At 40.3% G+C, this 23334-nt stretch carries 32 protein-coding genes and 1 tRNA gene; 15 read left to right on the top strand and 18 right to left on the bottom strand.

What is annotated here, in order from left to right; translation table 11 throughout:
* A partial coding sequence (locus D6774_02660; protein ID RME78023.1) for an NACHT domain-containing protein occupies window positions 1-731 on the bottom strand: 731 nt, incomplete at its 3' end.
* Window positions 732-881: 150 nt separating this feature from the next.
* Here D6774_02660 and D6774_02655 point away from each other — a divergent pair.
* Complete coding sequence (locus tag D6774_02655) at window positions 882-1466, top strand: hypothetical protein (GenBank protein ID RME78022.1); 585 nt, start codon at window positions 882-884, stop codon at window positions 1464-1466.
* 20 nt (window positions 1467-1486) lie between these two features.
* Here the strand turns inward: D6774_02655 and D6774_02650 are convergent, their stop codons facing one another.
* The 3 genes from D6774_02650 to D6774_02640 form a co-directional block, all read right to left on the bottom strand.
* Window positions 1487-2074 carry a hypothetical protein gene (locus tag D6774_02650; GenBank protein RME78021.1) on the bottom strand — a complete coding sequence of 196 codons (588 nt, stop codon included), beginning with the start codon at window positions 2072-2074 and terminating at the stop codon, window positions 1487-1489.
* Window positions 2071-2460, bottom strand: a complete 390-nt coding sequence (locus D6774_02645) for an NUDIX domain-containing protein (GenBank protein ID RME78020.1) — start codon at window positions 2458-2460, stop codon at window positions 2071-2073. Before D6774_02645 ends, D6774_02650 begins: the two co-directional genes overlap by 4 nt.
* Window positions 2461-2532: 72 nt before the next feature.
* On the bottom strand, window positions 2533-3579 hold the full coding sequence (locus tag D6774_02640) for a hypothetical protein (protein ID RME78019.1): 1047 nt from the start codon (window positions 3577-3579) through the stop codon (window positions 2533-2535).
* A gap of 53 nt (window positions 3580-3632) precedes the next feature.
* Here D6774_02640 and D6774_02635 point away from each other — a divergent pair, with 53 nt between their 5' ends.
* From D6774_02635 to D6774_02620, 4 genes are read left to right on the top strand one after another with little or no spacing between them, the layout of a single operon-like run.
* Window positions 3633-5390, top strand: coding sequence for a translation initiation factor IF-2 (locus D6774_02635; GenBank protein ID RME78018.1), 1758 nt, complete (start codon window positions 3633-3635; stop codon window positions 5388-5390).
* 13 nt (window positions 5391-5403) lie between these two features.
* Window positions 5404-6099 carry a hypothetical protein gene (locus D6774_02630; GenBank protein RME78017.1) on the top strand — a complete coding sequence of 232 codons (696 nt, stop codon included), beginning with the start codon at window positions 5404-5406 and terminating at the stop codon, window positions 6097-6099.
* Window positions 6096-6824 carry a hypothetical protein gene (locus tag D6774_02625; GenBank protein RME78016.1) on the top strand — a complete coding sequence of 243 codons (729 nt, stop codon included), beginning with the start codon at window positions 6096-6098 and terminating at the stop codon, window positions 6822-6824. Before D6774_02630 ends, D6774_02625 begins: the two co-directional genes overlap by 4 nt.
* The gene (locus D6774_02620; protein RME78015.1) at window positions 6817-7272 is read left to right on the top strand and encodes a hypothetical protein; all 456 of its coding nucleotides are present in this window, start codon (window positions 6817-6819) and stop codon (window positions 7270-7272) included. The genes D6774_02625 and D6774_02620 overlap by 8 nt, the downstream gene beginning before the upstream one ends.
* 39 nt (window positions 7273-7311) lie before the next feature.
* Here D6774_02620 and D6774_02615 read toward each other — a convergent pair whose 3' ends face one another.
* The 5 genes from D6774_02615 to D6774_02595 form a co-directional block, all read right to left on the bottom strand.
* A complete protein-coding gene (locus D6774_02615; protein RME78014.1) occupies window positions 7312-7857 on the bottom strand; it encodes a hypothetical protein in 546 nt (181 codons plus the stop codon).
* Complete coding sequence (locus D6774_02610; GenBank protein ID RME78013.1) at window positions 7835-8941, bottom strand: hypothetical protein; 1107 nt, start codon at window positions 8939-8941, stop codon at window positions 7835-7837. The genes D6774_02615 and D6774_02610 overlap by 23 nt, the downstream gene beginning before the upstream one ends.
* 132 nt (window positions 8942-9073) lie before the next feature.
* Complete coding sequence (locus tag D6774_02605) at window positions 9074-9511, bottom strand: RNA-binding protein (protein RME78012.1); 438 nt, start codon at window positions 9509-9511, stop codon at window positions 9074-9076.
* Window positions 9512-9559: 48 nt separating this feature from the next.
* The gene (locus D6774_02600) at window positions 9560-10060 is read right to left on the bottom strand and encodes a DUF371 domain-containing protein (protein ID RME78011.1); all 501 of its coding nucleotides are present in this window, start codon (window positions 10058-10060) and stop codon (window positions 9560-9562) included.
* A complete protein-coding gene (locus D6774_02595) occupies window positions 9972-10181 on the bottom strand; it encodes a hypothetical protein (protein ID RME78010.1) in 210 nt (69 codons plus the stop codon). The genes D6774_02600 and D6774_02595 overlap by 89 nt, the downstream gene beginning before the upstream one ends.
* Window positions 10182-10353: 172 nt before the next feature.
* On the opposite strand from D6774_02595, the gene D6774_02590 reads away from it, so the two are divergent.
* The 3 genes from D6774_02590 to D6774_02580 all read left to right on the top strand — a co-directional run bounded on the left by D6774_02590 (window position 10354) and on the right by D6774_02580 (window position 14309).
* The gene (locus D6774_02590) at window positions 10354-12330 is read left to right on the top strand and encodes an ATP-binding protein (protein ID RME78009.1); all 1977 of its coding nucleotides are present in this window, start codon (window positions 10354-10356) and stop codon (window positions 12328-12330) included.
* The gene (locus D6774_02585; GenBank protein RME78008.1) at window positions 12279-13679 is read left to right on the top strand and encodes an asparagine synthetase B; all 1401 of its coding nucleotides are present in this window, start codon (window positions 12279-12281) and stop codon (window positions 13677-13679) included. Before D6774_02590 ends, D6774_02585 begins: the two co-directional genes overlap by 52 nt.
* A gap of 210 nt (window positions 13680-13889) precedes the next feature.
* Window positions 13890-14309 (top strand): hypothetical protein, encoded by a 420-nt coding sequence (locus D6774_02580; protein RME78007.1) that lies wholly within the window; start codon window positions 13890-13892, stop codon window positions 14307-14309.
* A gap of 102 nt (window positions 14310-14411) precedes the next feature.
* Here the strand turns inward: D6774_02580 and D6774_02575 are convergent, their stop codons facing one another.
* On the bottom strand, window positions 14412-15518 hold the full coding sequence (locus tag D6774_02575; protein ID RME78006.1) for a GTP-binding protein: 1107 nt from the start codon (window positions 15516-15518) through the stop codon (window positions 14412-14414).
* A gap of 55 nt (window positions 15519-15573) precedes the next feature.
* Between D6774_02575 and D6774_02570 the strand changes: the two genes are divergently transcribed.
* Window positions 15574-16128 (top strand): hypothetical protein, encoded by a 555-nt coding sequence (locus D6774_02570; protein ID RME78005.1) that lies wholly within the window; start codon window positions 15574-15576, stop codon window positions 16126-16128.
* A gap of 33 nt (window positions 16129-16161) precedes the next feature.
* On the opposite strand, the gene D6774_02565 is transcribed toward D6774_02570, so the two are convergent.
* From D6774_02565 to D6774_02545, 5 genes are read right to left on the bottom strand one after another with little or no spacing between them, the layout of a single operon-like run.
* The gene (locus D6774_02565; GenBank protein RME78004.1) at window positions 16162-16404 is read right to left on the bottom strand and encodes a hypothetical protein; all 243 of its coding nucleotides are present in this window, start codon (window positions 16402-16404) and stop codon (window positions 16162-16164) included.
* A complete protein-coding gene (locus D6774_02560) occupies window positions 16397-16624 on the bottom strand; it encodes a hypothetical protein (protein RME78003.1) in 228 nt (75 codons plus the stop codon). Before D6774_02560 ends, D6774_02565 begins: the two co-directional genes overlap by 8 nt.
* Window positions 16621-16845, bottom strand: a complete 225-nt coding sequence (locus tag D6774_02555) for a hypothetical protein (protein ID RME78002.1) — start codon at window positions 16843-16845, stop codon at window positions 16621-16623. The genes D6774_02560 and D6774_02555 overlap by 4 nt, the downstream gene beginning before the upstream one ends.
* A complete protein-coding gene (locus tag D6774_02550; GenBank protein RME78001.1) occupies window positions 16842-16979 on the bottom strand; it encodes a DNA-directed RNA polymerase subunit P in 138 nt (45 codons plus the stop codon). Before D6774_02550 ends, D6774_02555 begins: the two co-directional genes overlap by 4 nt.
* A 5-nt stretch (window positions 16980-16984) precedes the next feature.
* A complete protein-coding gene (locus D6774_02545) occupies window positions 16985-17296 on the bottom strand; it encodes a 50S ribosomal protein L37ae (protein ID RME78000.1) in 312 nt (103 codons plus the stop codon).
* 166 nt (window positions 17297-17462) lie between these two features.
* Between D6774_02545 and D6774_02540 the strand changes: the two genes are divergently transcribed.
* From D6774_02540 to D6774_02525, 4 genes are all read left to right on the top strand, one after another.
* Window positions 17463-17535: transfer RNA gene (locus D6774_02540), tRNA-Pro, on the top strand.
* 78 nt (window positions 17536-17613) lie between these two features.
* The gene (gene prf1, locus D6774_02535) at window positions 17614-18714 is read left to right on the top strand and encodes a peptide chain release factor 1 (protein ID RME77999.1); all 1101 of its coding nucleotides are present in this window, start codon (window positions 17614-17616) and stop codon (window positions 18712-18714) included.
* A 66-nt stretch (window positions 18715-18780) separates the two neighbouring features.
* Window positions 18781-19452, top strand: a complete 672-nt coding sequence (locus D6774_02530; GenBank protein ID RME77998.1) for a M48 family peptidase — start codon at window positions 18781-18783, stop codon at window positions 19450-19452.
* Between the two features lie 72 nt (window positions 19453-19524).
* The gene (locus D6774_02525; protein RME77997.1) at window positions 19525-19734 is read left to right on the top strand and encodes a histone family protein; all 210 of its coding nucleotides are present in this window, start codon (window positions 19525-19527) and stop codon (window positions 19732-19734) included.
* 161 nt (window positions 19735-19895) lie between these two features.
* On the opposite strand, the gene D6774_02520 is transcribed toward D6774_02525, so the two are convergent.
* On the bottom strand, window positions 19896-20561 hold the full coding sequence (locus tag D6774_02520) for a hypothetical protein (protein ID RME77996.1): 666 nt from the start codon (window positions 20559-20561) through the stop codon (window positions 19896-19898).
* Window positions 20562-20854: 293 nt separating this feature from the next.
* On the opposite strand from D6774_02520, the gene D6774_02515 reads away from it, so the two are divergent.
* Window positions 20855-21256 (top strand): translation initiation factor IF-5A, encoded by a 402-nt coding sequence (locus D6774_02515; protein ID RME77995.1) that lies wholly within the window; start codon window positions 20855-20857, stop codon window positions 21254-21256.
* A 165-nt stretch (window positions 21257-21421) separates the two neighbouring features.
* Window positions 21422-22591 (top strand): PDZ domain-containing protein, encoded by a 1170-nt coding sequence (locus tag D6774_02510; protein ID RME77994.1) that lies wholly within the window; start codon window positions 21422-21424, stop codon window positions 22589-22591.
* On the opposite strand, the gene D6774_02505 is transcribed toward D6774_02510, so the two are convergent.
* Entirely contained in the window at window positions 22583-23083 is a 501-nt protein-coding gene (locus tag D6774_02505; protein RME77993.1) for a hypothetical protein, read from the bottom strand. The two genes, D6774_02510 and D6774_02505, sit on opposite strands and share 9 nt — an antisense overlap.
* Window positions 23076-23318 carry a hypothetical protein gene (locus tag D6774_02500; GenBank protein ID RME77992.1) on the bottom strand — a complete coding sequence of 81 codons (243 nt, stop codon included), beginning with the start codon at window positions 23316-23318 and terminating at the stop codon, window positions 23076-23078. Before D6774_02500 ends, D6774_02505 begins: the two co-directional genes overlap by 8 nt.
* Window positions 23319-23334: the final 16 nt, after the last annotated feature.

The following is a 23334-nucleotide window of genomic DNA, read 5'->3' as shown; positions in this document are numbered from 1 at the left end:
TCAATCTCTGCTATTTTTGAGATCACTGCTTCGCTTACCGCGCCTTCAACAAATGCGTACTTTACTCTCTCTTTGAGTATGTCTTTGAGTTCTTGTGCGCTGTATGGCGCAAAGATGATTTTGACTCGCCCCATGGTTGATGCGGTTTTTGGTTTGATGTAATCTGAGACTCGTACATCGTTGCTGATGAGGAGCGTTGATACTTTTGAACTTACATCGTTGTTGATGCGGGAGAGTCTGTAGAGAATATCATCTCCGCTTTCTTTGAGTGCGTAGTCAACTTCGTCAAGAACGCAGAGTACATTAGTGTTGAGTTTGTTAAGCACTTCAGTAAATTCTTTGAGTGCTTTTGCTCTTGTCCATCCAATGCGCGGATAATCTTTTTCAGGATTGAGTTGTGAGAGTATATCTATGAGAATAGTGGTCTCAGTTCTGTTCTCACTACAATTGACATATACTTTAGTGAATGCGATATCACTTTTCTTTGCTTCATTTGCGAGCTCTTCGAGAAGCTGGGAGACGAGTGATGTTTTTCCCGTTCCAGGATTTCCGTAAACAAAAATACAAGAAACAGCACTATTCATGAGGATAGGTGCAAGTTCCATTACGAGTTCGTTGCGTTGCTCAGTTCTGTGCACGATTCCCGAAGGCGGGACGAGTGCGTGAATAACATCTCTGTCCTTGTAGATGCTGTTTTTCATTAATCCTGCAAAGGTTATTGCTTCGGTCATTTCCTTTTGTGTACCCCCTGGTATGAAGAAGGAAGTGTAACTACTATATAAACCTTCCGAAATTTCCGTTATTTCCGTTTATGTCTTTATTGCCCAAATTCTCAAAAATAGACCGCTAAGTTTTTATAGCGATAAATAGAACTCAAACACATGAGTCTCTACGAAATTCTCAACGAAAGAGGTTGTTTAAACCTCTTAAAAGAACTCTTTGATGTTGAATGCATCTATAAAACCTCGCACGGCCTTAAATTGTCCCAAATAAAGGACAAATTGCCTTCTAGTCTTAACATAACACTTGCCGCTAACGTCCTACACAAAGAAGGCCTCATAGAATTAGAGGAACTCGAAAACGATGCCTACCTCGCACTCACAGGCAAAGGAAAACGATTTTTCGAGCAATTTGACAAGCTTAAACACATTTTTGAAGGTGAAGAAGAACAAGCTGAAAAAACCCGTATTGAATATAATATTACAGAACTCGAACAAAAAATACTCATCCTCTGCTACAAACTCCAACAAGAAACAGGAACCATCGTCCCTCTGCGCACACTCACACAAGAAGTATACCCAAACAAAAACACGTCTAATCGCATCGGCGCAATTTCTCAATACGTCTCCCGCCTAGCAGAGCTTAACCTCATGGAGAAAATTAAAACAAAACAAAAAACCTATGCAAAGGTGACACCAAGCGGGGAGCGCGCAATTAAAGAACAATTTATGGAAAGCGTGTTGTGAGGCATGCCCCTAGCCCTATTTTAGGTAGGTTTTAGCAAACTGAAAGTCTTCTTCAACAAATTCTTACTCAAAGCTTGCCCTCTATTCAACAGTCTTTTTTGCACAAAATCATATTCATACAATATCTTCCCTTTTTTTAGAAGAGTCACACGAATAACTTTGTGCGAGAAATTAAATCTGAATCTAATGAGCGAATACACCCATATTAAAAAGAAAGAAAATAAGTTTAACTTTTTAGCAATAGTCAAATGGGGACTATAGACATTCCTTAAACCACCTCTAAACGAACAAAAACTTTCCAAATTTCTAGCAAGATACTTTTGAAAATCAATTAATTCAGAATTCAGAATCACTTTTTTGTAAACAACGTGAAATGGAAATACTCCAACCCCTTTAACACTAACACCCAAGTTTCTATATTTATTACAACCTTTCCTAAAAATTTCAAGTACTTTCTTTTGATCATCTGAATAAAACGGTTGAATAACAGTTATATGAGGGGTTCGCTCATATCCTCGTCTGAAAAATAAGTGATTTACTTCACAAGAAGCTTTTTTTTTTTTTTTTTTTGCTTTTCCAAATAATCGAATTTTAATCAAGTAACTCATTTTGTCTTAAGATACTTCTCCAAAATTTTCTTCGTTGTGTAAGTTAATTTGATATCTACTCCGGGTTTGTAAAACGCGATATGCTTGACATCACTTCTTGGTCTGGCTGTTCCTTCTGCCTTGATTAAAAACACTTTGTGTTTAGTGTGCTTGAGATGACCTCCAATCTTGGAAACACCCGCATCATACTTGAACAAAAATTTAGCTTCTTTTGCAACAAGTCCAGTTTCTTCATACAATTCTCTTATTGCTGTTGCCATTCTGGGCTCTCTAGAACGTGCATTCCCACCAGGTAACATGAATCGTTTACTTCTTCCAGAAACAAGAAGAATTCCTTTAGAATTCTCCAGAATCACAGTCCCTCTTCTCCTAAGCTTGGCAACCATGCTAGAATTAAGTACAACTCATTTATAAAACAAGAGTAATCTGATTATTAGCATTCAAAATAATCCAAAAACTCACAACCCTTCTATAACCTTCTCAATCACGTCAAAAGGAGCATCACTGATAAGTCCTGTTACGCATAAGTGTGTCCTTGCAGCTTGATAACCCTTCGTTTTTAGTGCAGCTATTACTGCTTTGGTGCTAGGAGGGTTCCTCCCCTTTCTCTGCGCATACTCGTGAAGGTCAAAATACCTCGCGACATTAACTGCGCTTTCTTCCACAAGAAGTGCTAAGAACTTCTTCGTCTCACCTTGAGCTGCAAGGTCGTGCATCTTCACAACAAGAGATGGATCAAAAAGAGAACCTAACCACAAAGGTCCAAACCCGTCCATCTCACCCTGTTGTCGCAATACCTTATCAACTTCTTCACGTGACTTCGTGCAGCGAAAAAACACACGAAAGTAGTGCTCGTGCCAATACGAGAACACCGGGATAAGTGCTTTGTCATATTGTGCTGCGATGAGCTGCACCTTTCGAATCAATATGCGAAGACCGCGTTCATGTTGTCGCACTCCTTTCCTATTTTCAGCCCAATATTTTCTTCTACACACCTTGGGGTACGCTCCGCACAGCGCAGCAGTGTCCGTCGCACTTATTGCTAATATACCTCCTCTTGAGAGCCGCACAATACTACGATCAAGGAAAGGATTTGGAGAGCCAAAAGGATCAATATCAATATAGTGATATCCCGTGGATTGTTGAAGAAATGTGTTCGCATCAAGACAAGAAATGTTTATGCGCTCATCACCTAAGAGATTGTTGAGTTTAAGATTTTCTTTGATAAGGTCAACAGCTTCTTTGCTGTGATCATTTACATCAATACGTTCAATCATCTGTGAAGGAAGTTCTTTGAGAAACCTCATCGCCCTAACGCCCGTTCCAGCAAGAGGAAGACCCACGACCCAGTTTACAGGTGTGGGTTGTAGTGCTTTAAGTAACAGAATACTCAAATCACGATTGCGTCGCATAACAGGATTATAAAATACAGGTAATTCCTTTGAAATCTTCGTTTCCTTTGGGACAAACAACTTAACGTCTCCTTCGGCAATCTGCGTAAACATGCTTGCTAAAAGAAGAGAAAAACAATATAAAGGGACCGATTTTAAAAAAGAATATGTCTCAAAGATCACCTATTTGCACTGTTTTAGGTCATGTCGATCACGGTAAATCCAGTATTCTTGATGCAATTAGAGGATCGAATATTCTTGCAACTGAGGCAGGTGCGATTACTCAAGCAATTGGTGCTTCAATAGTTCCCATTGATGTTATTAACAAAGTGTGCGCTCCTCTCATGGGGGGAAAAGCAAATTTTACCATTCCAGGGCTTCTTTTCATTGATACCCCTGGACACGCCGCATTCACTTCGCTAAGAAAGAGAGGTGGCAATCTTGCAGATATTGCTGTGCTTGTAGTTGACATACGAGAAGGGTTTAAACCGCAAACAATTGAGGCACTAGAAATTCTCAAATTTTACAAAACCCCTTTCATCGTTGCAGCTAACAAGATAGATCTTCTTCCCGGTTGGCGATCAAAACCCGGATCTGTTCTTGCGAGTATTAATTCGCAAGACCCCAATGTTGTAAGAGACTTTGAAACTAAAATGTATGAATTAGTAGGAAATCTTAGTGAGAGAGGATTTAATTCTGAGCGTTTTGATCGTGTGGAGGATTTTACTACGCAGATAGGTATTGTTCCCATCTCTGCAAAAACAAAAGAAGGCCTTGCGGAGCTCCTAATGGTTCTTTCGGGTCTTGCGCAAAAATTTCTTGAAAAACGCCTTGAGATGAGCACGCAGGGCCCTGCTAAGGGAACAATTCTTGAGGTGAAAGAAGAGCGGGGCCTGGGAAAAACGATGGACGTTATTCTTTATGATGGTACACTTCGTGTTGGGGATGTTCTCGTTATTGGTTCTATGAATGGTCCTATTATTACTAAAGTTCGTGCACTTTTTGAGCCTGCTTCCCTTAAGGAAATGCGAGACAAGAAAGCGAAGTTTGAGACGCGAAAGGAGGTAGTTTCAGCAACCGGTGTGAAAATTTCTTGTCCTGATATGGAAGGAGTCATTGCAGGCATGCCTATTCGTTCTGTACCTGATGGCAATGTTGAAGAAGTGGCAAAGGAGTTGCAAAAGGAGATTCAAAACGTCGTTGTTGAAACCGATGGCGAGGGAATTATCATTAAGGCAGATACTATTGGAAGCTTAGAAGCTATGGTAAACCTCTTCAGAGAAGCAGGTATTAAAATTCGCCGAGCAAGTCTTGGGGACGTAACTAAAAAGGATATTATTGATGCTCAAGCAAATGCGGAACGAGATCCGCTTACCGCAGTGATATTATGTTTTAACACTAACGTTCCTGAAGATATAGTTGTGCCCCCAGAAGTGCGAGTTGACAAATCAGATATTATTTACCACCTTCTTGAACGTCATCAGGAGTGGCTTGCTCAAAAGGAAAAAGAAAAGGAAACACAAGTGTTGGATTCTCTTGTCAGACCCTGTAAGATGAAGATTATGGAGAATTTCGTATTTCGCCAAAGCAATCCTGCTGTTGTTGGTGTTGATGTCCTGGTCGGAAAAATCAAAGTAGGAACAAATGTTACCAAGGATGGAACTCACCTTACAAGTATCAAGTCCATTCAAAAAGAAAAGGAGAGCAAGTCTGTTATTGAAGCAGGAAACCAGGTTGCAATGTCATTTCCAAATGTCACAGTGGGAAGACAGGTTGAGGAAGGAGATATCCTTTTTGCAGATATTCCTGAAGAAGATTTCAAAAAGCTTAAAGAGTTGAAGCGCTTTCTTAAAGACTCAGAGCTTGAAGTTATGCGCGAGTTGGCAGAGCTTAAGCGAAAAAACAACCCCGTGTGGGGCATATAAACGAAAGGAACACATGAACAAAATCAGATCTTCATCATTTGCACTGTTAGTCTTTATTCTTTTAATCACACTTATGGGCTGTGCGCAAAGCACTTTGGAAGGATCTTCGGATTCAGTAGCTGAGCGTCCTTCTCAAGAGGGATCTTTGCAAGAGGCAGATGCGCAACAAGTAGCAAAGGAAGATCAAGGTCTTGATGAAGAAATCGCCAAGATTCTTGCAAAAAGGGAACGCGTGAAAAGTCTTACCTATACCTATTATGATTCTGAACAAGGAGCGCAAGGAGATCATTATGCAGTGCTTGGATCAAAAATAAGAGTGGATAATTTCATCCCTCAAAACTATCACAAAGAAGACTTGCACACAGTAGTGTTCATTGATAGGGAGTTAGGAATCCAAGTGGGGTACTGTAGAGATGAATCTCGATGCAAAGATATTGACCCCAATAAGAAAGTTACTCCTTTCAAGAACTATGATCGCAGAACACCTTTTGATTGGGCAAACCTTATCAAAAACGGTAAAATTGTGAATACCCAAACCATTGATGGGAGAAACACGATTAACATTGAAACCACCATTGATGGTGTTCCCACCCTGATGTGGATTGACACATACTACGGAATTCCCATGAAAGTGCAACAAGGAGATTTTGTTATCACTTTTGATGAAATAGCGTTCAATACTGTTAAGCCAGAAGAGGTAACCCCATGAGAGCAGTTACGCTAAGCATTATTTGCCTTCTTTGTCTTGTTTTTGCTACTGGTTGTGTTCAAAGAACTGTTGTAGAGCAATCCTCCTTTGACACACAAGAAGTTCAGAAACTAAATGAATCCAATCTTCCTGAAAAAACAGCTCAAGAATCAAAGCAAGAACTGCAACCACAAGCAAAGATCAATGATAACAATAACACAGAAGAGTTCATGGCGCTTGTTAAACTCTATAATAAAACGGTGATGCGCAGATCACCTCTTGCTCTTGACTACGTGTATTATAACAATAACATTGGAAGAAAAGGAGTTATTACCAAAGTCTATGGTGATGAGGTACGCCTTGATCTTTTCAAAGAGAGTAGTTATGACCCTCAAACGAACATTGAAATTGTTCGCTTTAAGATCGGGGAGAGCACAGGGAAGGGATATTGTAAGGATAAAAAACGTTGCGCTGATACTTCCAAAGTATTTACTGTTCGCGTTGAAGACTACCCTTTCAAACTCCCTCCAGATATGCGAGAATTTACTAATGGATGGGTTGAGTCATCTCAATATGTAAAAGATGTTCAAAGGTATTACGCACATGCTCAAAAAGATGGAAAAACCTATTTTTTAACGATTGACGGCTCAACGGGTTTTGTTATTAAAGCAGAGACTGAAGACTCTGTTGATGAGTGGGACGAGCTTCGTGTTAATCGTATAACGATGAGTGATGTAGATGTTTAATGGAAAATTCCTTAATGCAAAGGAAAGAAAAGAAATTGCGAGAGTTCTCAAAGAACAATTTGGAGCAGAATTCAAAGCAGAAGATGTTCTTCTGAAAACGAATAAGGACAAACTCTACGTAGTTAACGAAGACATCTCTGAAATTGATTTTGAAAATCTTCGTGTTGATAAGATTGGACTCTATTTGGGTGGTTTGCAAGCAGATGGTTTTCGCCTCTCTATTGAAGGATCTGAAATTATTGGGCCTCTTGCTTCAAGAAATGTTATTGAAATTAGTTATGATGATATGCTTGAGTGGATGCGTGGAAAAGATCTTGCATATTCGGGTGATGAGGAAAACGCTCTTGTCATAATAAAGCACAAAGAGTATTGGCTTGGCTGTGGTAAACTGCGCGATGGAAGAATTCTTAATTTTGTTCCGAAAACAAGACGTATTTCAGATGTTTAAGATTCTTGTACAGTTTAGAGGAGGTAATCGGATCTGTGTTTAAAGGGACAAAAATTGATCATAGGTAATATATCCTGGATGATTTTCAAGGGGGGATCTTGCTTTCGGATCAGCAACGTAGGTAAATGTTCCATCCGAGGCGATGCTAAGTCGTTTAGGGGACGCGAATAAGGGGTGTTCACTTTCTCCACCTACTTTGGGTATGCTTACACAAAATCCTAAATCTGCTAGTAAGTCATACATCTTTGATGCTATGCCATCGTCTAGAACGACAGGGTATACTTGAAAACGCCTTCTCCTTGGCACCACTACCGGCCAGTTTCCTCCAAAAAGCCACGTGCTAATATCTTTTCTTTCAAGAGAATTATGTGAAAACTTATTATATTCTTCAAGAAGGAGTTCTAAATCTTCCTCTAGTTGAGAGCGTTCAGGAAGTGTTGAGAGCACTCCGATAATTTTTGGAACTCCTTGTACTGTTGAGAGTTTTGCATCATGGAGGTAAAGAACGACTTCGTTGAGCAATGCGTTCTTTTCAAAACCTTGTGTTTCTAGATACCAATTGTTAGGCATGATCTTTTCCTCCATGCAATACTGAGTCGAGTATGTCATATATTGCGTCATGTACTGGTGTCCAGCATTGGGACTCTTGTAGTTCTCTTTGTTTTCCGAGTGCGTAGCGGGGATGGAACAATGCAGAGTCTGAGTCATATTCTCGCTCAAGCATCCTTTTTGTTTTTACTTGTACTTCAAGGGGAATTGTTCCTATTTTCACACTTGCACGCAAACCCTTCCACGTGTCAATCTCCCGCTGATTTCCTTTTCTCATTGGTTTAGCTATGCAGTCATCAACAGTAGTTCTGTCAATGTCGGTCGTTTTTGAATTAATAAAACAAAAAACTGCATAGTGCAGTGCATCTTCCCACTCTCGTTCTCCTGCTGGTTTGGGTGAAAAACCAAAATACTCAAGTGTGCTCTGATCAAAGTATTCTTTTACGAATTTTTTTGCTTCTTGCTTCATTTCTCTTGAAAGATCGTCCCAATCGTTAAGGATTATCGCAAGTGCATAACTATCGCTGATATTTCTTGGTTTGCTCTCTTGAACTACTCCTTGACAGACCACTTCTGTGAGTTTGGTTGTTCTTCTATGTCTGCTCTTCACGCGTGATCGCACGCCGTGCAAGAAATGACCTTTGTCAAGAGATCTGATTTCATTTGCTGAGCTGTACAAAAATGAGAAAGGGTATGTGCGTCTCAGAGTATGTTCAAATGATGCAACTTCTTCTGCAAGTGCATCACCTTCTATGAATTCGTGTTCAAGGATATATTCATCTGTAGGAATAACTTGTTCAAAGAGTCTTTGATCTTCTGTGATATCATGGGTGGTGCAGTATTGTACAATGTAGTTTCTTCTACTCGCTCCTTTGTTGATCCCCCTGAAAAGAGATTCTGTTATTTTAGAGAGGTACGTGTCTGATGTAAGAGACACATCTTTTACTGCCTGTTGAAGTTCTTCAATAACTCTTCTATCAGTTTCCGAGATATGATCAAGTATTTTTTGTGCGTCATGAGGGTTTTTAACCACTGTCTGACGCAGGCTTTTAAAGAAAGCTTGGACTCTGGGATCGTGCTGGAATTGTGCAAGTATTTTTTCGAGTGGATCTTGCGACATACTACTATTGTACCCCCTTCATTTATAAACCTTATTGAAATTTCTTACTTGTAAGTAGTTACTTAGTGCGGGTTTAGTTTTTAGGGACTACTTGCAAACAACACAAAAAAAAGACGTTAAATTTCACCGCCTCTACGCATTCCAAAGATCATCGCCCACATAATGCAGATTCTTAACGACCTTGCCACTCGTAGCTGCAAGCAACTCTTCAGAACCCATAAGAGCCTCCCCCACCGCAAGTGGCTTGCCGTGAGTCTCATCAACCACAACCACAAGATCGCCTTGCATCACCCCTTCATCACACGCAGTAACCCCTGGTCGCATGATATCAGCACCCCCCACTACGAATTTCACAGCACCCATATCAACAGTAACCTTGGGCAAGTACAGATCTTTGAGCAAGAATTTCAATGAGGGAGCAAGTCTTCCTTGTGGCAAGGTGAAAAAAACCAGTTCTTTATTTCTATAATACCTTCCGCACTCTTCTTGTAGCAAGTCTTTTTTAGAAAAGACCTCTCTTCCTATGCGCTCATTAAGTTGTTTGATGTCTTTTTTCGATAGTGTTTTCATGGATCTTCAACTCACAAATCTCATCACTCAAAGTTCGTAAAGCAATTCTCACAACCCCCGTCTTTGTTTTTCAACGCGTTCATAGGGGATAAACGTAATAATAATGGTGCTTCCTTTTTGAATATTTTTACGCAGATCCTCATTAAAATGTTTTGCTGCTTTTGTTGCATCAATTCCTGCGGTACGAGGGGAACTGTACGAACCTAAACGAAAAACGAGCTCTCTTTCATCATCAAAGTCCTTATTTGAGGTAACATTGACCTCTTCTGCCACACCACCACACTCAAAGCGAACAGTAAAAACATCATAGCTCTCAAGAAATTCTTTTACCTGCACAGGATCAAAATCCGCGCTGCATGCAACAATGCAATCACCTGCTGGCGTTACTTCCTCGTCTTTAGTGATTTCAAAAGTAGATTTATGAGAAATACGCATATGAGGATGTCCCTTTGCTGTGAACCTAATTTGCACGGTCTTCAAGAGAAGTATTTTTTTGTTCTCTTGCTTGCGCCTCAAGATCAACACCAAGCTCTTTGAGCGCCTTGACATGCATTTGCATAAGTTGCTCTACAATTCCTAGGATTTTTGCCATCTCTTCTCTCTCCTTAACAAGAACTGAGAGCGCTCCTTTATGAAATCCTATTTGTTCGTCTTTGGATGAGGTTGTCATAGACTTCTCAAAGCAAAACTCATTTTTAAATATACCTGCTGAGAACACTAAGAGTCCCTTCAGAGGAGATCGCTCACAAGTACTGAAAAAACCCTAAAAACCCCTTGCGAACCTCCTCAAAAATCACACCATACTAAGTTTTATTAATTGATGATTAAGACTGTCAGTTCATATGAGTCTTGGCACTATTACAGGAACTACAACCACAACACATTTTTCATTCATCGTAGAAGGAACTGCTCAAAAGTTTGAATACGTTTGCTTTAACCACGAAGGTAAACAAGTTCTTGCCCAGATTCTTGATCTTAAAAGAGATGAGCAAAAAACCCTTGCATACTGTGCGATTCTTGGCTACCACGACGGTTCCACAAAAAGTTTGCGAACCCCTCCTGCCCCAGGAGAACACGTTGAGATTGCTCCTGACGAGCTTATTTCCAAAGTCATTGAACTCAAATCAGAACACGGAGGTTTTTTAGGATTTCTTGATGGAAAAAATATCCCCGTACATATCAACCTTGAAGAAGTACTTACAAAGCACTTAGCAGTGCTTGCAAAATCAGGTGCTGGAAAATCCTACACTGTTGGCGTCTTACTCGAAGAGATTCTCAAGAAAAAGGTACCTCTTGTTATCCTTGACCCTCATGGGGAGTATAGTGTTATGAAATATCCCAATGAAGATGATCGTGAAAAACTCAAAGAGATTAATCTTGAACCATTAAGTTTTATCAAACAAATACAAGAGTTTAATGCGCAAAATCCTCTGCGGCTTCCCGTAACCCTTGACAGTCAGGAACTAGTAAATATTCTTCCCGCTAAACTTAACAACCAACAGCTAACCTTGTTGTACTCTTGCATGCAAAATTGTGACCACCTTGATTTTGATGAGCTCATAGGAGAACTCACGCTTCAAGAGAGCGCATCAAAATATGCACTTATTGATCTTCTCAATTATGTACGCCGTATGAATATTTTCTCGCATGCACCAACCCCTCTAAACGAAATTGTAAAACCTGGGCGAGCAAGTATAGTAAATCTTAAGGGAAGAGCCCCCGAAGAGTCAGAAATTCTTGTCGCTAAACTATGTAAGGAATTGTTTGAAGCAAGAAAAAGAAACCTTATTCCCCCTTTCTTCTTAGTGCTTGAAGAAGCCCATAACTTTTGCCCTGAGCGTAGTTTTGGAGAAACCAAAGCTTCAAAGATTTTAAGAACCATTGCTGCTGAAGGAAGAAAATTCGGACTTGGTCTTGCACTCATATCTCAAAGACCTGCACGTGTTGACAAATCCGTCCTCTCGCAATGCTCAACGCAAATTATTTTGAAACTCACCAACCCTTCTGATGTAAAAGCTGTTGCAAATAGTGTTGAAGGGATGACAAAAGAAACCGAAGACATTCTTCCTACACTTCCTATCGGAACTGCCTTAGTAACAGGTGTTGTTGATCTTCCCTTGTTAGTTAATGTGCGAACACGGCAGACAAAACATGGAGGAGAAGCTGCAAGTATTTTTGATCAGCAGATCATTGAGGAAACCGCGGACCCAGTCATTCTTCCGACCACTACCCTCAAAGACCTTGAACTCATGAAAAATGATGATGAAGAAGTGATAACCTATAAAATTCCTGCAGTATTACTACAGTGTCAAGGAAAAGCGCCATTCCAACTGCTCATTGAGCTTAATCAAGGAAAAATTGTAAGAGATATTAATAACGCAGCATTTTCAGAAATTCCCGAACTTAACACGCTTTCTCCCAATCAACTCGCAGTTGTGCAAAAAATGAGTGATAAACAGTGGTACCACGCAGCAGATTTCGCAGATCTGGGTCTTGATTTTGCTTTAGCGCATGATATGCTACAAAAACTTACGAAAAAGGGTTTTTTTGAAGTGAATAAGGATAAGTTTAAAGTAAAAGAGGACATTCCACTTGACTTGGAAGAAGTTGCTTTTTTTGGCAAACTCTCTTTCAAAGAGATTAAGGGAGAGCAGATACCCCAAATAATCTCCATTGAGGAAGTGAAGAAAAAAATCTCTTTCATGGTGCCAGTAATCGGCGAGCAACCCTGTTCAATCATATGGCACAAAGTGCAAAAGGTTAAGAAATGTGCGGAATCATCGGATCAAGAGGAAGAGTCATTACTAGAGATGCAGTAGAGCGTATTCTTTACCGTGGGCGTGATGGTTTTGGTGTGAATGAACGCGTTTGCGACTCTTTTGATCCATCTCTTTTACCTGCGCAAGGCGTTGTGCATTTGTTACATGCAATGGTTGGAAAAGTATGCCAGCCCTTTGAAGGTTCCTTCGTTACTAATTGTGAGATTTATAATTGGGAAGAGCTTAAAGAAAAATATGATGTGCCAGGTGAAAATGATGCGCAAGTATTCTATGAATTATTGAAGAAGAAAGGAATTCACATTGTTGATGAGATTGACGGAGATTTTGCTTTTATTTGGAACACTCCTGATGCACTTATTTTTGGACGTGATCGTCTAGGTGTTAAACCTCTTTGTTATTCTCTTAATGACGATGGCATTCTTGTCGCGTCCGAGCTTAAATGTTTAGACAATTCTGATCGTAAGGAATTTTGCGAGCCTGGTGTGGTATATGCGTATGATACTCAACTGGTAAAAAAGAAGGATAAAACTGCACTTATAGCAAAGAAAGAAGATGTTGCTCAAGCACTTCTTGATGCGATTAAGAAACGCGTGGATGGCCTTACCAAAGTAGGTATTCTTTTCTCAGGCGGCGTTGATTCAACGCTTCTTGCAAAAGTATGCAAAGATCTTGGAAAACAGGTTCACCTCTACACAGCAGGGTTTTGTGATGGAAATCTTGAAGAAGCGCGCGATGTTATCTGGGCAAAAAAAGCAGCATCCACACTGGGTATTCCTCTTTGCGTGATTAACGCGGATTTTGAGGAAACTGAATCAGCAATCAAGGAAATCATTCCAGTTATTGAAAGTGATGATATTGTGAAAGTAGGGGTTGCTCTGCCTTTTTATTTCTGCGCAAAAAAAGCGCACGAGGATGGCGTTAGAGTTCTCCTCTCAGGAATTGGTGCAGAAGAATGTTTTGCAGGGTATGAGCGACACCTTAAAGTTCTTGAAAGCGGAGGCGATGTTAATGAGGAGTGTAGACGTGGTTTTGAAGAGATTTGGAAACGTGATTTGTATCGCGATGATGTGATTACCATGTATCACAGTGTGGAGCTTCGAGTTCCCTTTCTTGATGAGAACCTTGTGCGCATCTCCTTAGGTATTCCTCAAGAGGAAAAAATATCTCGAGATCAGAAGAAAATTATTCTGCGTAAGATTGCAGCTGAACTTGGCGTTCCAAAAGAAGTTTGTGAGCGTAAAAAACTTGGAGCGCAGTACGGGTCAAAATTTGATCGAGCAATTGAAAAGCTTGCCAAAAGGCAAGGAATGCAAAAGCAAGAGTTTCTCAGAAAAATTTCCGCCTCCCTCTCAAAGAAGGAGCTCAGTGGGATGAGCAACCAATGTTAAGAAACATCAACCACAAATATGGATTGAACTGATTTGAATCCCAAAACACCCCTTTTTATCAGAAGAATTAAATAAAAGTGATGCTTCCCCCACTCATACTCGCATGCAAAAAAAAGACACCATGCTATACGTTTAGGGTGACGCTCCGCATTGCTGGCACGGGTTCATATGGCACTTACCCTCTAAAAAGGCATAAGATGAGGAAAGGTAATGAGAAATAAAAATCATTTCTATGAATTCTATGTCTGTAGTGAACTTTCTCACGACGTCTTTGACATCTTCGCGCGTGAATGCGGGTATTCGTGCAGGCTCAATGTTTGTGGCACGGATAAAATGTACCTTCATCCATCTTACGAACACGCAGGATTTTTCCTTATGTCTCCTGAATCATTAGAACCGCATTTGCAAGTTCAGTTTAAACAACTTGGAAATCCTTTCTCTTTGTTCCTTCGTCTCAAACCTGCTTTCTGGGAACTTATTGGGCAAGAAGATCTTCCCCCTTTAGACCTCTTGCAGTTCTTGTATCACCTTCAGCCCATTCAAGTCTTTCACGAAAGCGGTTTTAAAGATAATTCTCTTACATCTCTTGTCAATAAAGAGCCTCCTCTCCTTAAAGAACTACATCTGTGAAAAAAAAAGACAAAAAGGTTGAACAGTATTTTAGAAGACATAAGTTCTTAGTTCAAAAAAACACTCTCAACGTAAATGAGAGGCGAGAACCACGATTTATTCTTAATGTATATGTATCTCGACGATGTCGCCATCTTTAAGAACATGTTTTAGCATCTGTCTTTGTCCGGGAAATTTTGCTGAAGGTCCCCAAATTTTTGCGTATTTAAATTTTTTAACGAAATCCTTGTGCAACTTGTTGCATACTGCTTCAACAGTTGCTCCTTCTATCATGATTAATGGTTCGTCCATGTCAGCAGGTTTTCCCACTTCCTTAGTATAGATGCGAATAAACTTAAGTTTTGAGAAGATGAGTTCTTTGAGCTTGTCAATGTTGATATTCTTTTGTGCGGAGATGAAAAGATCTGGTTTGATGGTTTTTTCAATGTCCTTTATCATATCAGGGCTTGCAAGATCTACTTTGTTGACAACAACAAGCATGGGCAGGTAGAGTTTATTTCCTTGAATGGCATCAATAAATTCATCTGCGTCTACATCATCATAGAGAACCACATCCGCGTTGAGTATGCGAAATTCTTTGAGAATTTTTTTTATGGTTTCTTCATCTATTTTCGTAAGTTTAACTGTTGAGCCTATATCGATACCACCTTTGCTTTTTTTGGTGATGCGAACGTGAGGTCTTCTTTGATTAAGTCTAAGATGTGCGTCGCGTGCTTCTTTCATTATAACGTTGAACGCATTAGGACGCAAGACATCAAGAAGCACTAAAACAAGATCTGCTGAATGCATAACAGAGAGTACTTCTCGTCCGCGTCCTCTTCCTGACGCGGCGCCTTCAACAATTCCTGGAACATCAAGGATCTGTATTTTAGCATCTTTATATTCGAGAAGCCCTGGAATAACATCAAGTGTTGTGAATTCATATGCTCCAACAGGAGAGTCTGCTCCGGTAAGTGTGTTGAGAAGAGATGATTTTCCTGCTGAGGGGAACCCTAGGAGAATTACCGTTGCATCCCCACTCTTTCGTACACTGTATCCTTGTGTAGTGCCTCCTTTTGATGATGATGCTTTTTCTTCTTGTTCTTTGAGCGCGGCTAGACGCGCTTTCATTAAGCCTACCGCACCTTCTGTTCGTTTATTGACCTTGGTCTTTTTAAGCTGCTCTTCAAGCTCCTTGATTTTTTCACGGTTTTTTGATGAGCTTCCCATGGTTTGAATGGGGGAAGGAAGGTTTAAATAATCTTTGTCATCTGGTTACTAGAACATGTTAGAATTATATCAAGATTTTATTGAGCTTGCAAGCCCGTTTTTTACGCGCTTTGTTGTAGGCCTCATCATTCTCCTAGCAGGGTTTATCATTGCTAAGCTTGTTGGCAAACTTGTGCGAAGGTTATTGCATTCTCTTGATTTGAATGTGATGCTTCAAAAAATAACTGGGACAAACATTGCTCTTGAGGAAATTGCTGAGTCGTTCACTACATATTTTCTGTATTTTATTACCATTGTAATGGTTTTGCAACACTTAGGTCTTGCTACGACTGTTCTTAACATGATTGCAGGAGCCATTATTATTATCATTGTGCTCTCAACTTTTTTGGGCATCAAGGATTTCATTCCCAACATCATTGCAGGTATAGTTCTTCGACAAAAAGACTTTCTTAAAGTAGGAGATGTGATAAAAGTGAAAGGAATGAAAGGTCGCGTTGTTGAAATCACTTTTCTTGAGACAAAGATTGAAACGACGAAGAAAGATATGATTTTCATTCCTAATTCAGTTCTTATTAAAACAGAAATAGTTAAAGTGCAAGGAAAAGAGTAATCAAAACACTTTTTGTTTTTGTTACTCGGAATATCAGATCGCTTCGAGCATACTCACAACGTGAAATAATTGTGTTCGTATGTGTTGGGGTATATTTGAATTATTTCCTAGCTCATCAAGTTCAAAGAGGACTTTGTTGATGATTATTTGTTCGTCCTCATCGCTTTCTAGAAGGTTGAGGAGCTCGTCTATTTTTGAGATTACGCTTTTTGGAACTCCTTCATCTTCTTGAATGTCAAGAAGTGCATCAATGACTGAATCAAATACTTCACTCATTTTTTATCTGTGCTTGAATGGACTCTAAGCGTTTAGTGAGAATTTCTTTTTTTTCTTGCAATTCTTTTTTGAGTTTTTGCGCATCTGATTTGATGAGAATATTTCCTACAAGTTTGTATGCCTCAGAAGAGTTCTCAAGTTCTTCGAGTGCGGATTCAACTTCAACAATTGCCGACTGTACCGTTTGCTTTTGAAGGGCTAGTTGTGCTTCGAGATTCATTGTAGGTTTTGCATCTTCTCGTAGATGCTTAGTGATTGCGTAAGTGCGTTGAGTGTTGCGCGCAGAGCAGTTGCGTCATCTGAGCAAAGAGTGAATTTAGCTCCTTCTTCGCAAGGTTCTACTTGAATTGTTGAGCGTCCGAAATTGCCAAGTTCAAGCTTGATAGCGTCAATGAGTTTTGTGCAGTCGCCGTGCGCTATGATCTCACCGGTAAATTTCATCGTGCGAGAACTTCGGTGGGTTTCTTACGTGGCTTGTAGATGAGCTTTGACCCACAGTAGGGACATCGCACTTTTTTTCGTAAATATTCTGGACCAACTGTTTTAGCACAGTCGAAACATTTGTACTCTGCCATGGTATTTATGCTTCCACCTCATCTTCTTCAAGAGCAGAATCTTGTGCGAAGAGTGCGTCAAGATCTTCTTCTACTGCTTGTGAGCCTGTGCTACGTTTGGTGAGTTGTAGAGAATATGCTTTTGCAGCCCATTTTGAGGAACATTTTTTGCATCCCCAAATTCCGCGAGAAATTCTTCGTGCAGCGACGTAGCTACAATAAGGACACTTGTGGCGTCCTAAGTACTGTGATTCGATGCGTGCTACCTTGAGGCGATTCGTACGACCATAACGGGGTCCGAAACGTTTCGCCGAGCCAAGTTTAATTTTTTCAGCCATGATAATAGATTATTTGGTCTCCGATTTTTTATTGAAGGATTTTAACCGCTTTAATCGTTAAAATACGACTGTGCAGTACTGTTCAGTCGAATAATCATCGCTTTATAAATGTTATTCTTTGGCCACCATTAGCTTTAAAAAGTAAACCCTTAAAAGAGTACACCATGAGGCCATGGTGTAGCTTGGTATCACTCGAGGTTTGGGACCTCGCAACCCGGGTTCAAATCCTGGTGGCCTCATACCACCATTTTGTTTATATGATCACAACAATGCGCAAGGGAATGAGTAGTTCATTCTAGCAAGCGCGGGAGATTTGCATGACTCTTTCTGATAAAGATAAATTCAAACTAAGAAAAATCATCAAGGAACTCTCAGGCTACCGCGGAAGGCATACCGAGCTTGTTACCGTGTATGTTCCTGCAGGATATGATTTAAACGGTATTACAACGCAGCTTATGCAAGAAGCAGGAACTGCCACCAACATTAAATCAAAACAGACGCGAGATAATGTTATTGGTGCTCTTGAGAAAATGATCCAGGCAATCAAGGCAATTCCTAAAACTCCTCCTAACGGTCTTGCATTGTTTTCTGGAAACGTTTCTGACAATGAAAGCAAGGACGATTTCAGAGTGTGGGTTATTGAGCCTCCTGAGCCCCTTAATCAAAAACTCTACAAATGCGATAAAGTCTTTGAACTTGAACCCCTTGAGGCCATGTGTGCAACAGACGATGTTTATGGTCTTGTGGTGTTTGATAGACGTGACGCAGATGTTGCTTTGCTAAAAGGAAAAACAATCATCCCTCTGCAAAAAACGCATTCGGAAGTTCCTGGAAAGCACAAAACAGGAGGACAGAGTGCTCAGCGTTTTGAGCGTCTTCGAGAAGGCGCAACTATCGATCATTTCAAGAAAATTGCGGAAATGATGAAGAACAATTTTTTAAATTTAGACAACCTAAGAGGTATTATTATCGGAGGTCCTTCTGGAACAGTTGAACGATTTCTTGAAAAGGATTACGTTACAGGAGATCTTAAAAAGAAGATTCTTGGAGCAAAACACCTCTCCTATACGGGATCATTCGGTCTTCAAGAACTACTTGAAAAGTCTGAGGACTTGCTTGCTTCAGAGTCTGTTGCCAGGGAAAAAATGCTTATGCAAAAGTTCCTCTCTCTTCTTGCAAAGGAACCTGGAAAAACAAGTTACGGAAAAGCAGAAGTGAAGAAGATGTTAGAAATGGGCGCTGTTGAAACGTTGTTACTCTCAGAATCACTTGATGACTCCACCATAGAAGAGTTTACGCTAAAAGCAGAAGAGATGGGCTCAGAAGTTGAGTTGATCTCTGTTGAGACGCGTGAAGGAGTTCAGCTCAAAGAGCTTGGTGGTGTTGCAGCAATACTACGTTATGACGCAGGAATGTGAACACCTCCCACAACAACATAAGTATCATAAGTAAATTTTAAGAGTGTCTGTTCTTCTTCCCAGTATATGAACCTTCTTGAAAAAGCATATTTGCAACTCACCGGCGAAGCGTACTGTCCTTACACCTGTTATGTTGAGTATAGTGGTAGGTTTAAGGACTTTGGGGCAAACATTGAGCTTCGTCAAAGCAAACTTAAGGTAAAATTGAGCAGGGCATGGTATGGAAAGCCCGAAGAAGTGCAAATAGGATGTATTCAGGAATTGTTATGCCGCCTCTTAGGGGTTTCTTCAACAACAACCCAAATAGAACAGTACCACCACTTTATTAAAAACGTGCATAACGGTATTGTGAAAAGACGTGCAGAACCTGAGCTTTTAGCATCCTTTAACCGCGTTAACGAGCGGTTTTTTGTTGGTCTTGTTGAGCGACCCAATTTGGTATGGGGTCGTGAATCGTATCGCACCTTTGGAAGTTATTGCTTTAAGACGGACACGATCAGAATATCAAAAGTGCTAAGAACTGTTGATCCTGAGTTGCTTGACTATGTGATGTATCATGAAATGCTCCACAAAGTGCACAAGTTTAGACGGGCGGGAAGAAAAATACTCTATCACGATCGTAAGTTTCAGCAAGCAGAGTCCATTTACCCCGAACAAGAGAAGATGGAACGCGCTCTTGGAGTTATCGCTGCTAAGGCGCGTTCAAAGAGTTTTCTTACGGGAAAAAAGTGGTTCTGACCTGTTTTTTGATGATTTGAGCCTAAATTTTATAAACTACGATGTACTAAATGAGTCTAGGAGGTTATACTTATGACGGCTAAACGATTAATTCCACTTGCAGCTATGGAGAAAATCCTCAAAGATGTTGGCGCGGAACGCGTCTCTGACAAAGCAAAAGTTGCTCTTAAGAATATTGTTGAAGACATTGCTGAAGAAATTGCAGAAAATGCTGTAAAGCTTGCATCACATGCAGGTCGCAAGACCGTAAAGGCAGGCGATGTGAAGTTAGCAGCGAAGTGAATTATTTTGAATTGTTTTCTTAATGCTATAACAACGTACCCTTTATTGTTACACACACTTCACGGTTAAATAAAGAACACTCATTCTCCTTACTACAAAAGTCGTAAGTACTTATGTGTTGAATAAAGAAAAGAAAGAGAAAAGATTAATGCGGTAAAGATTCACAGTTTTTTCTTTACCGTTGCAATCGCTTTTTTTGCTGCGTCTTTTCCGCCAAGTCCAAAGCTTAGTCCTAGTGCTAATGCAAGTGCAAGGGAAAATCCTGCAACAAGGATCAAGATGGTGTCTTGTGCGAAGCTTAGGTTGAACCCCACTTGTTCAAGTGCAGTTACAAAGACAAAAACAATAATGACTATTTTCGCCACTTGACCGACGATGTCGGATCCTTTTGCTTTGGTGTGTGCGATTGCTTTTTGTACGTATTCTGCTACTATGATTCCTATGAGCGCAATGAGGATTGCTGCGATGACGTTAGGAATCCAGAGTGCAAGCGATGTGATGAACCTGCTAAGCGTTCCTGTTTTGAGGAGTTCTGCTGCAGGGCCAAGAAACAACACTACTACATACCATTTTGCGATGACTGCAAGTGTTTCACCGACTTTGAACTTTCCTACGGATTTGGAGAGTCCTGCATGATCGAGAACCAACTTGTCAAGTTTAATCTTGCGAAATACTGCTGCAAGAACAACATAGACAAGAAGGCCGACCAAGTAGCCGATGATGAGTACTGCAATCGCTCCGATGAGACCAGGGACGAATCCTACGAATCCATTCCAGAGACTTGCTAGCGGTTGTGCTATTGATGCACTTAGTTGATCGATACTCATGTCTAACCTCTTTTTTCGTGTTATGCTAACACGTTTTTTACACTACTATGCACTTTTCATTTATAAAAGTTTGTGATAATTAGGTACTAGTATACTTTTTTGTAGGTACGTTACCACCGCAAAACAAGACATTCTCTACAGCCTCTACAGCCCCCCACAGTTTCTACAGTCTCTAAAACCACAAAGAGAAGAAACCTCTGCAAAAGAGTCAAGAAAACACAACTTCACAACCACCACCAATCAGACACCCACACTCCAAAACCTTTATAAACAGACCCCCTACGATCCAGCATATGAGTGGAGAAACTAAAAAAGAGAGTATTGGCCATCTTAAAGTCGGCTCATATATAGTCATTGACGGTGTTGCCTGTAAAGTAACATCAACGGCAACGTCTAGACCTGGAAAACATGGACATGCTAAGGTTAACCTCATGGCAGTGGGACTCTTTGACGGAAAAAAGAGAAATCTCGTTATGCCAGGTCATGATATGGTTGATGTTCCCATCGTAGATAAACGAACTGCACAAGTACTCAGCATTGATGGAAATCATGCAAATGTGATGGATACAGAATCCTTTGAAACCTTTGATCTTGAGATTCCTGAAAATCTTAAGGATGAAGTTGTTGAAGGATGTACTGTCCTTTATTGGGTCGTCTTGAGCGACAGAGTTATGCAACAAGTAAAGAGCGATTAGGACTATGGCAAAATTCGAAGAAGCAAATGTGAGATTTTTCAAGAACGTTTTTGTTTGTAAAAATTGCAAGCATAAAATTAGAGCTCCTCAGCTTAAAGTGCTTGCAGGAAAAATCTCCTGTAGAAGCTGTTCAAGTAAAGCGCTACGCGTCAAGAAGAAGAAATAATGTCTGAGAGCAACCTTCCAGTCATTCTCTTCTACGGCGGAATTATTCTTTTACTTATTTTGTTTAGAAAGAAGTTTGAAATTCAAAATAAAATCATTGCCTTGTACCGCACAAAAATCGGTCTTAAAGCGATGGAGAACATTGGGACAAGATACGCGCCATGGGTGAGACTTCTTGGTTATATTGGTATTGGCGCGGGCTTTATAGGTATGCTCTTCATCATCTTCACCTTGGTAAAAAACCTCTATAACTTACTCTTAACTCCTGCTGCAACAAGTGGGATATCTCTTGTAATTCCAGGCGTGAACATTCCAGGATCTCCAATTACACCCCCTCTTATCATTGGGTGGATTGCTTTGTTCTTTGTAATAGTCATTCATGAATTCTCACATGGCATCGTAAGTATTGCGCACGGCGTAAAAGTAAAATCTTCAGGCATTGTTTTCTTTGGTCCGCTCATGGGAGCGTTTGTTGAGCCTGATGAAAAACAGCTTGAGAAAAAACATGAAACTGCTCAGTATTCTGTTTTCGCAGCAGGTCCTTGGTCTAATATTCTTCTAGCAGTTTTTGCTTTCTTAGTTCTTTCTTTTGCACTTAATCCCCTCTTTAATGACTTTGTAACTCCTGCAGGGGTTTCTATTGAAGCTGTTGAAGAAGGCCTTCCTGCGGCTCAAGCAGGGCTTCCTGTAGGTAGTGTTGTCACCGCAATCAACGGATACCCGATTCAGTCCTATGATCAATTCATTCAAGAATTGCGATTTGTACGTCCGGGGGAATCTGTTACACTTACCGCTGATGGCAAAAACTATACGATCACAACAACAGCACACCCAAATAACGAACGGATTGCATTTCTTGGTATAAAAGGAATTAGCAATAAAATTGAACCAAAATATACTGGCACCATTGGCAACATTGGTTTATCACTCATTAAACTTTTAAGAGAATTATTCTCTTGGATTGGCATCTTAAGCTTAGGTATAGGTCTTGCAAATCTTCTCCCGCTTGGACCTGTTGATGGAGGTCGAATGATGCTTCTTGCAATGCAACAAACAAAAGGAAAGAAGAGAGGTCTAAAAGCGTGGATTCGTGTAAGTACCGTTACGTTGCTACTTCTCTTGTTGAACCTTTTTTGGCCTGCGATTAGTTGGTTTACAAATCTACTCTGAGCACGAAGCGGTAACTCGTTTCTCCTCACAAAGGTAACCAAAACTAATAGGCACAACGGTTATGGGGCTCGATGTTTTAATTACTCTTTTCCAATTTTTTATTGATCGTGCAGGATACGATTGATTATTGATAAGATAAGAGGTGTACTGAGTTGTTTTAGAAAGTTCTATCTCAACATAGTCTCCTATGCACGTTGCTTGTATGATGCTCACGTTTTGTGAACAGTCTTGCGCGACTGCAAATCCTGAAAGATTAAGTGTTGAGGGAAGAGAAATAAAAAATGCGCTTAGGAGAAGTAATGCGATTATTGCAAGTGCGTGTTCCCCTATTTTTCGTGAAGGTTTTGGTGTGAGAGGGTGTAGCTTTTCTCGAGAATGTGCTTGTGAAAAAGCTTGATTAATCTGAGTAGAGGAATAACCATATTCGCGTAAGCGCTTGGTAATCTCTTCTTTGCTTTTCTCTTTTTGAGATCGGATATAGTTATCAATCAAAGTAGTTCTTCACCTTTTCTTGCATGGTCGGTTTCGCATTGGGGCCAAGAGAGTAATATATTTTTTCTACCTCTCCTCCCCAAGAGAAGTCTCCTTTCTCTTTTCGTATCTCTTTGATAATAAACTCACCTGTAGAAACTCCTTTTTTCAAATGATAATAAATTGAGCGCATAGTAACAGGTGGAAAAATATCACGATAGACCTTGTAGATCTCATACGCGTAGCCTTCTTTCATGAAGTAGAGTATTTCC

This window comes from Candidatus Woesearchaeota archaeon (assembly GCA_003695435.1).
Classification (GTDB): domain Archaea; phylum Nanobdellota; class Nanobdellia; order Woesearchaeales; family UBA11576; genus J101.
Note: the sequence above shows the minus strand (reverse complement) of the source record. Positions and strands in the feature narration are given on the sequence as shown.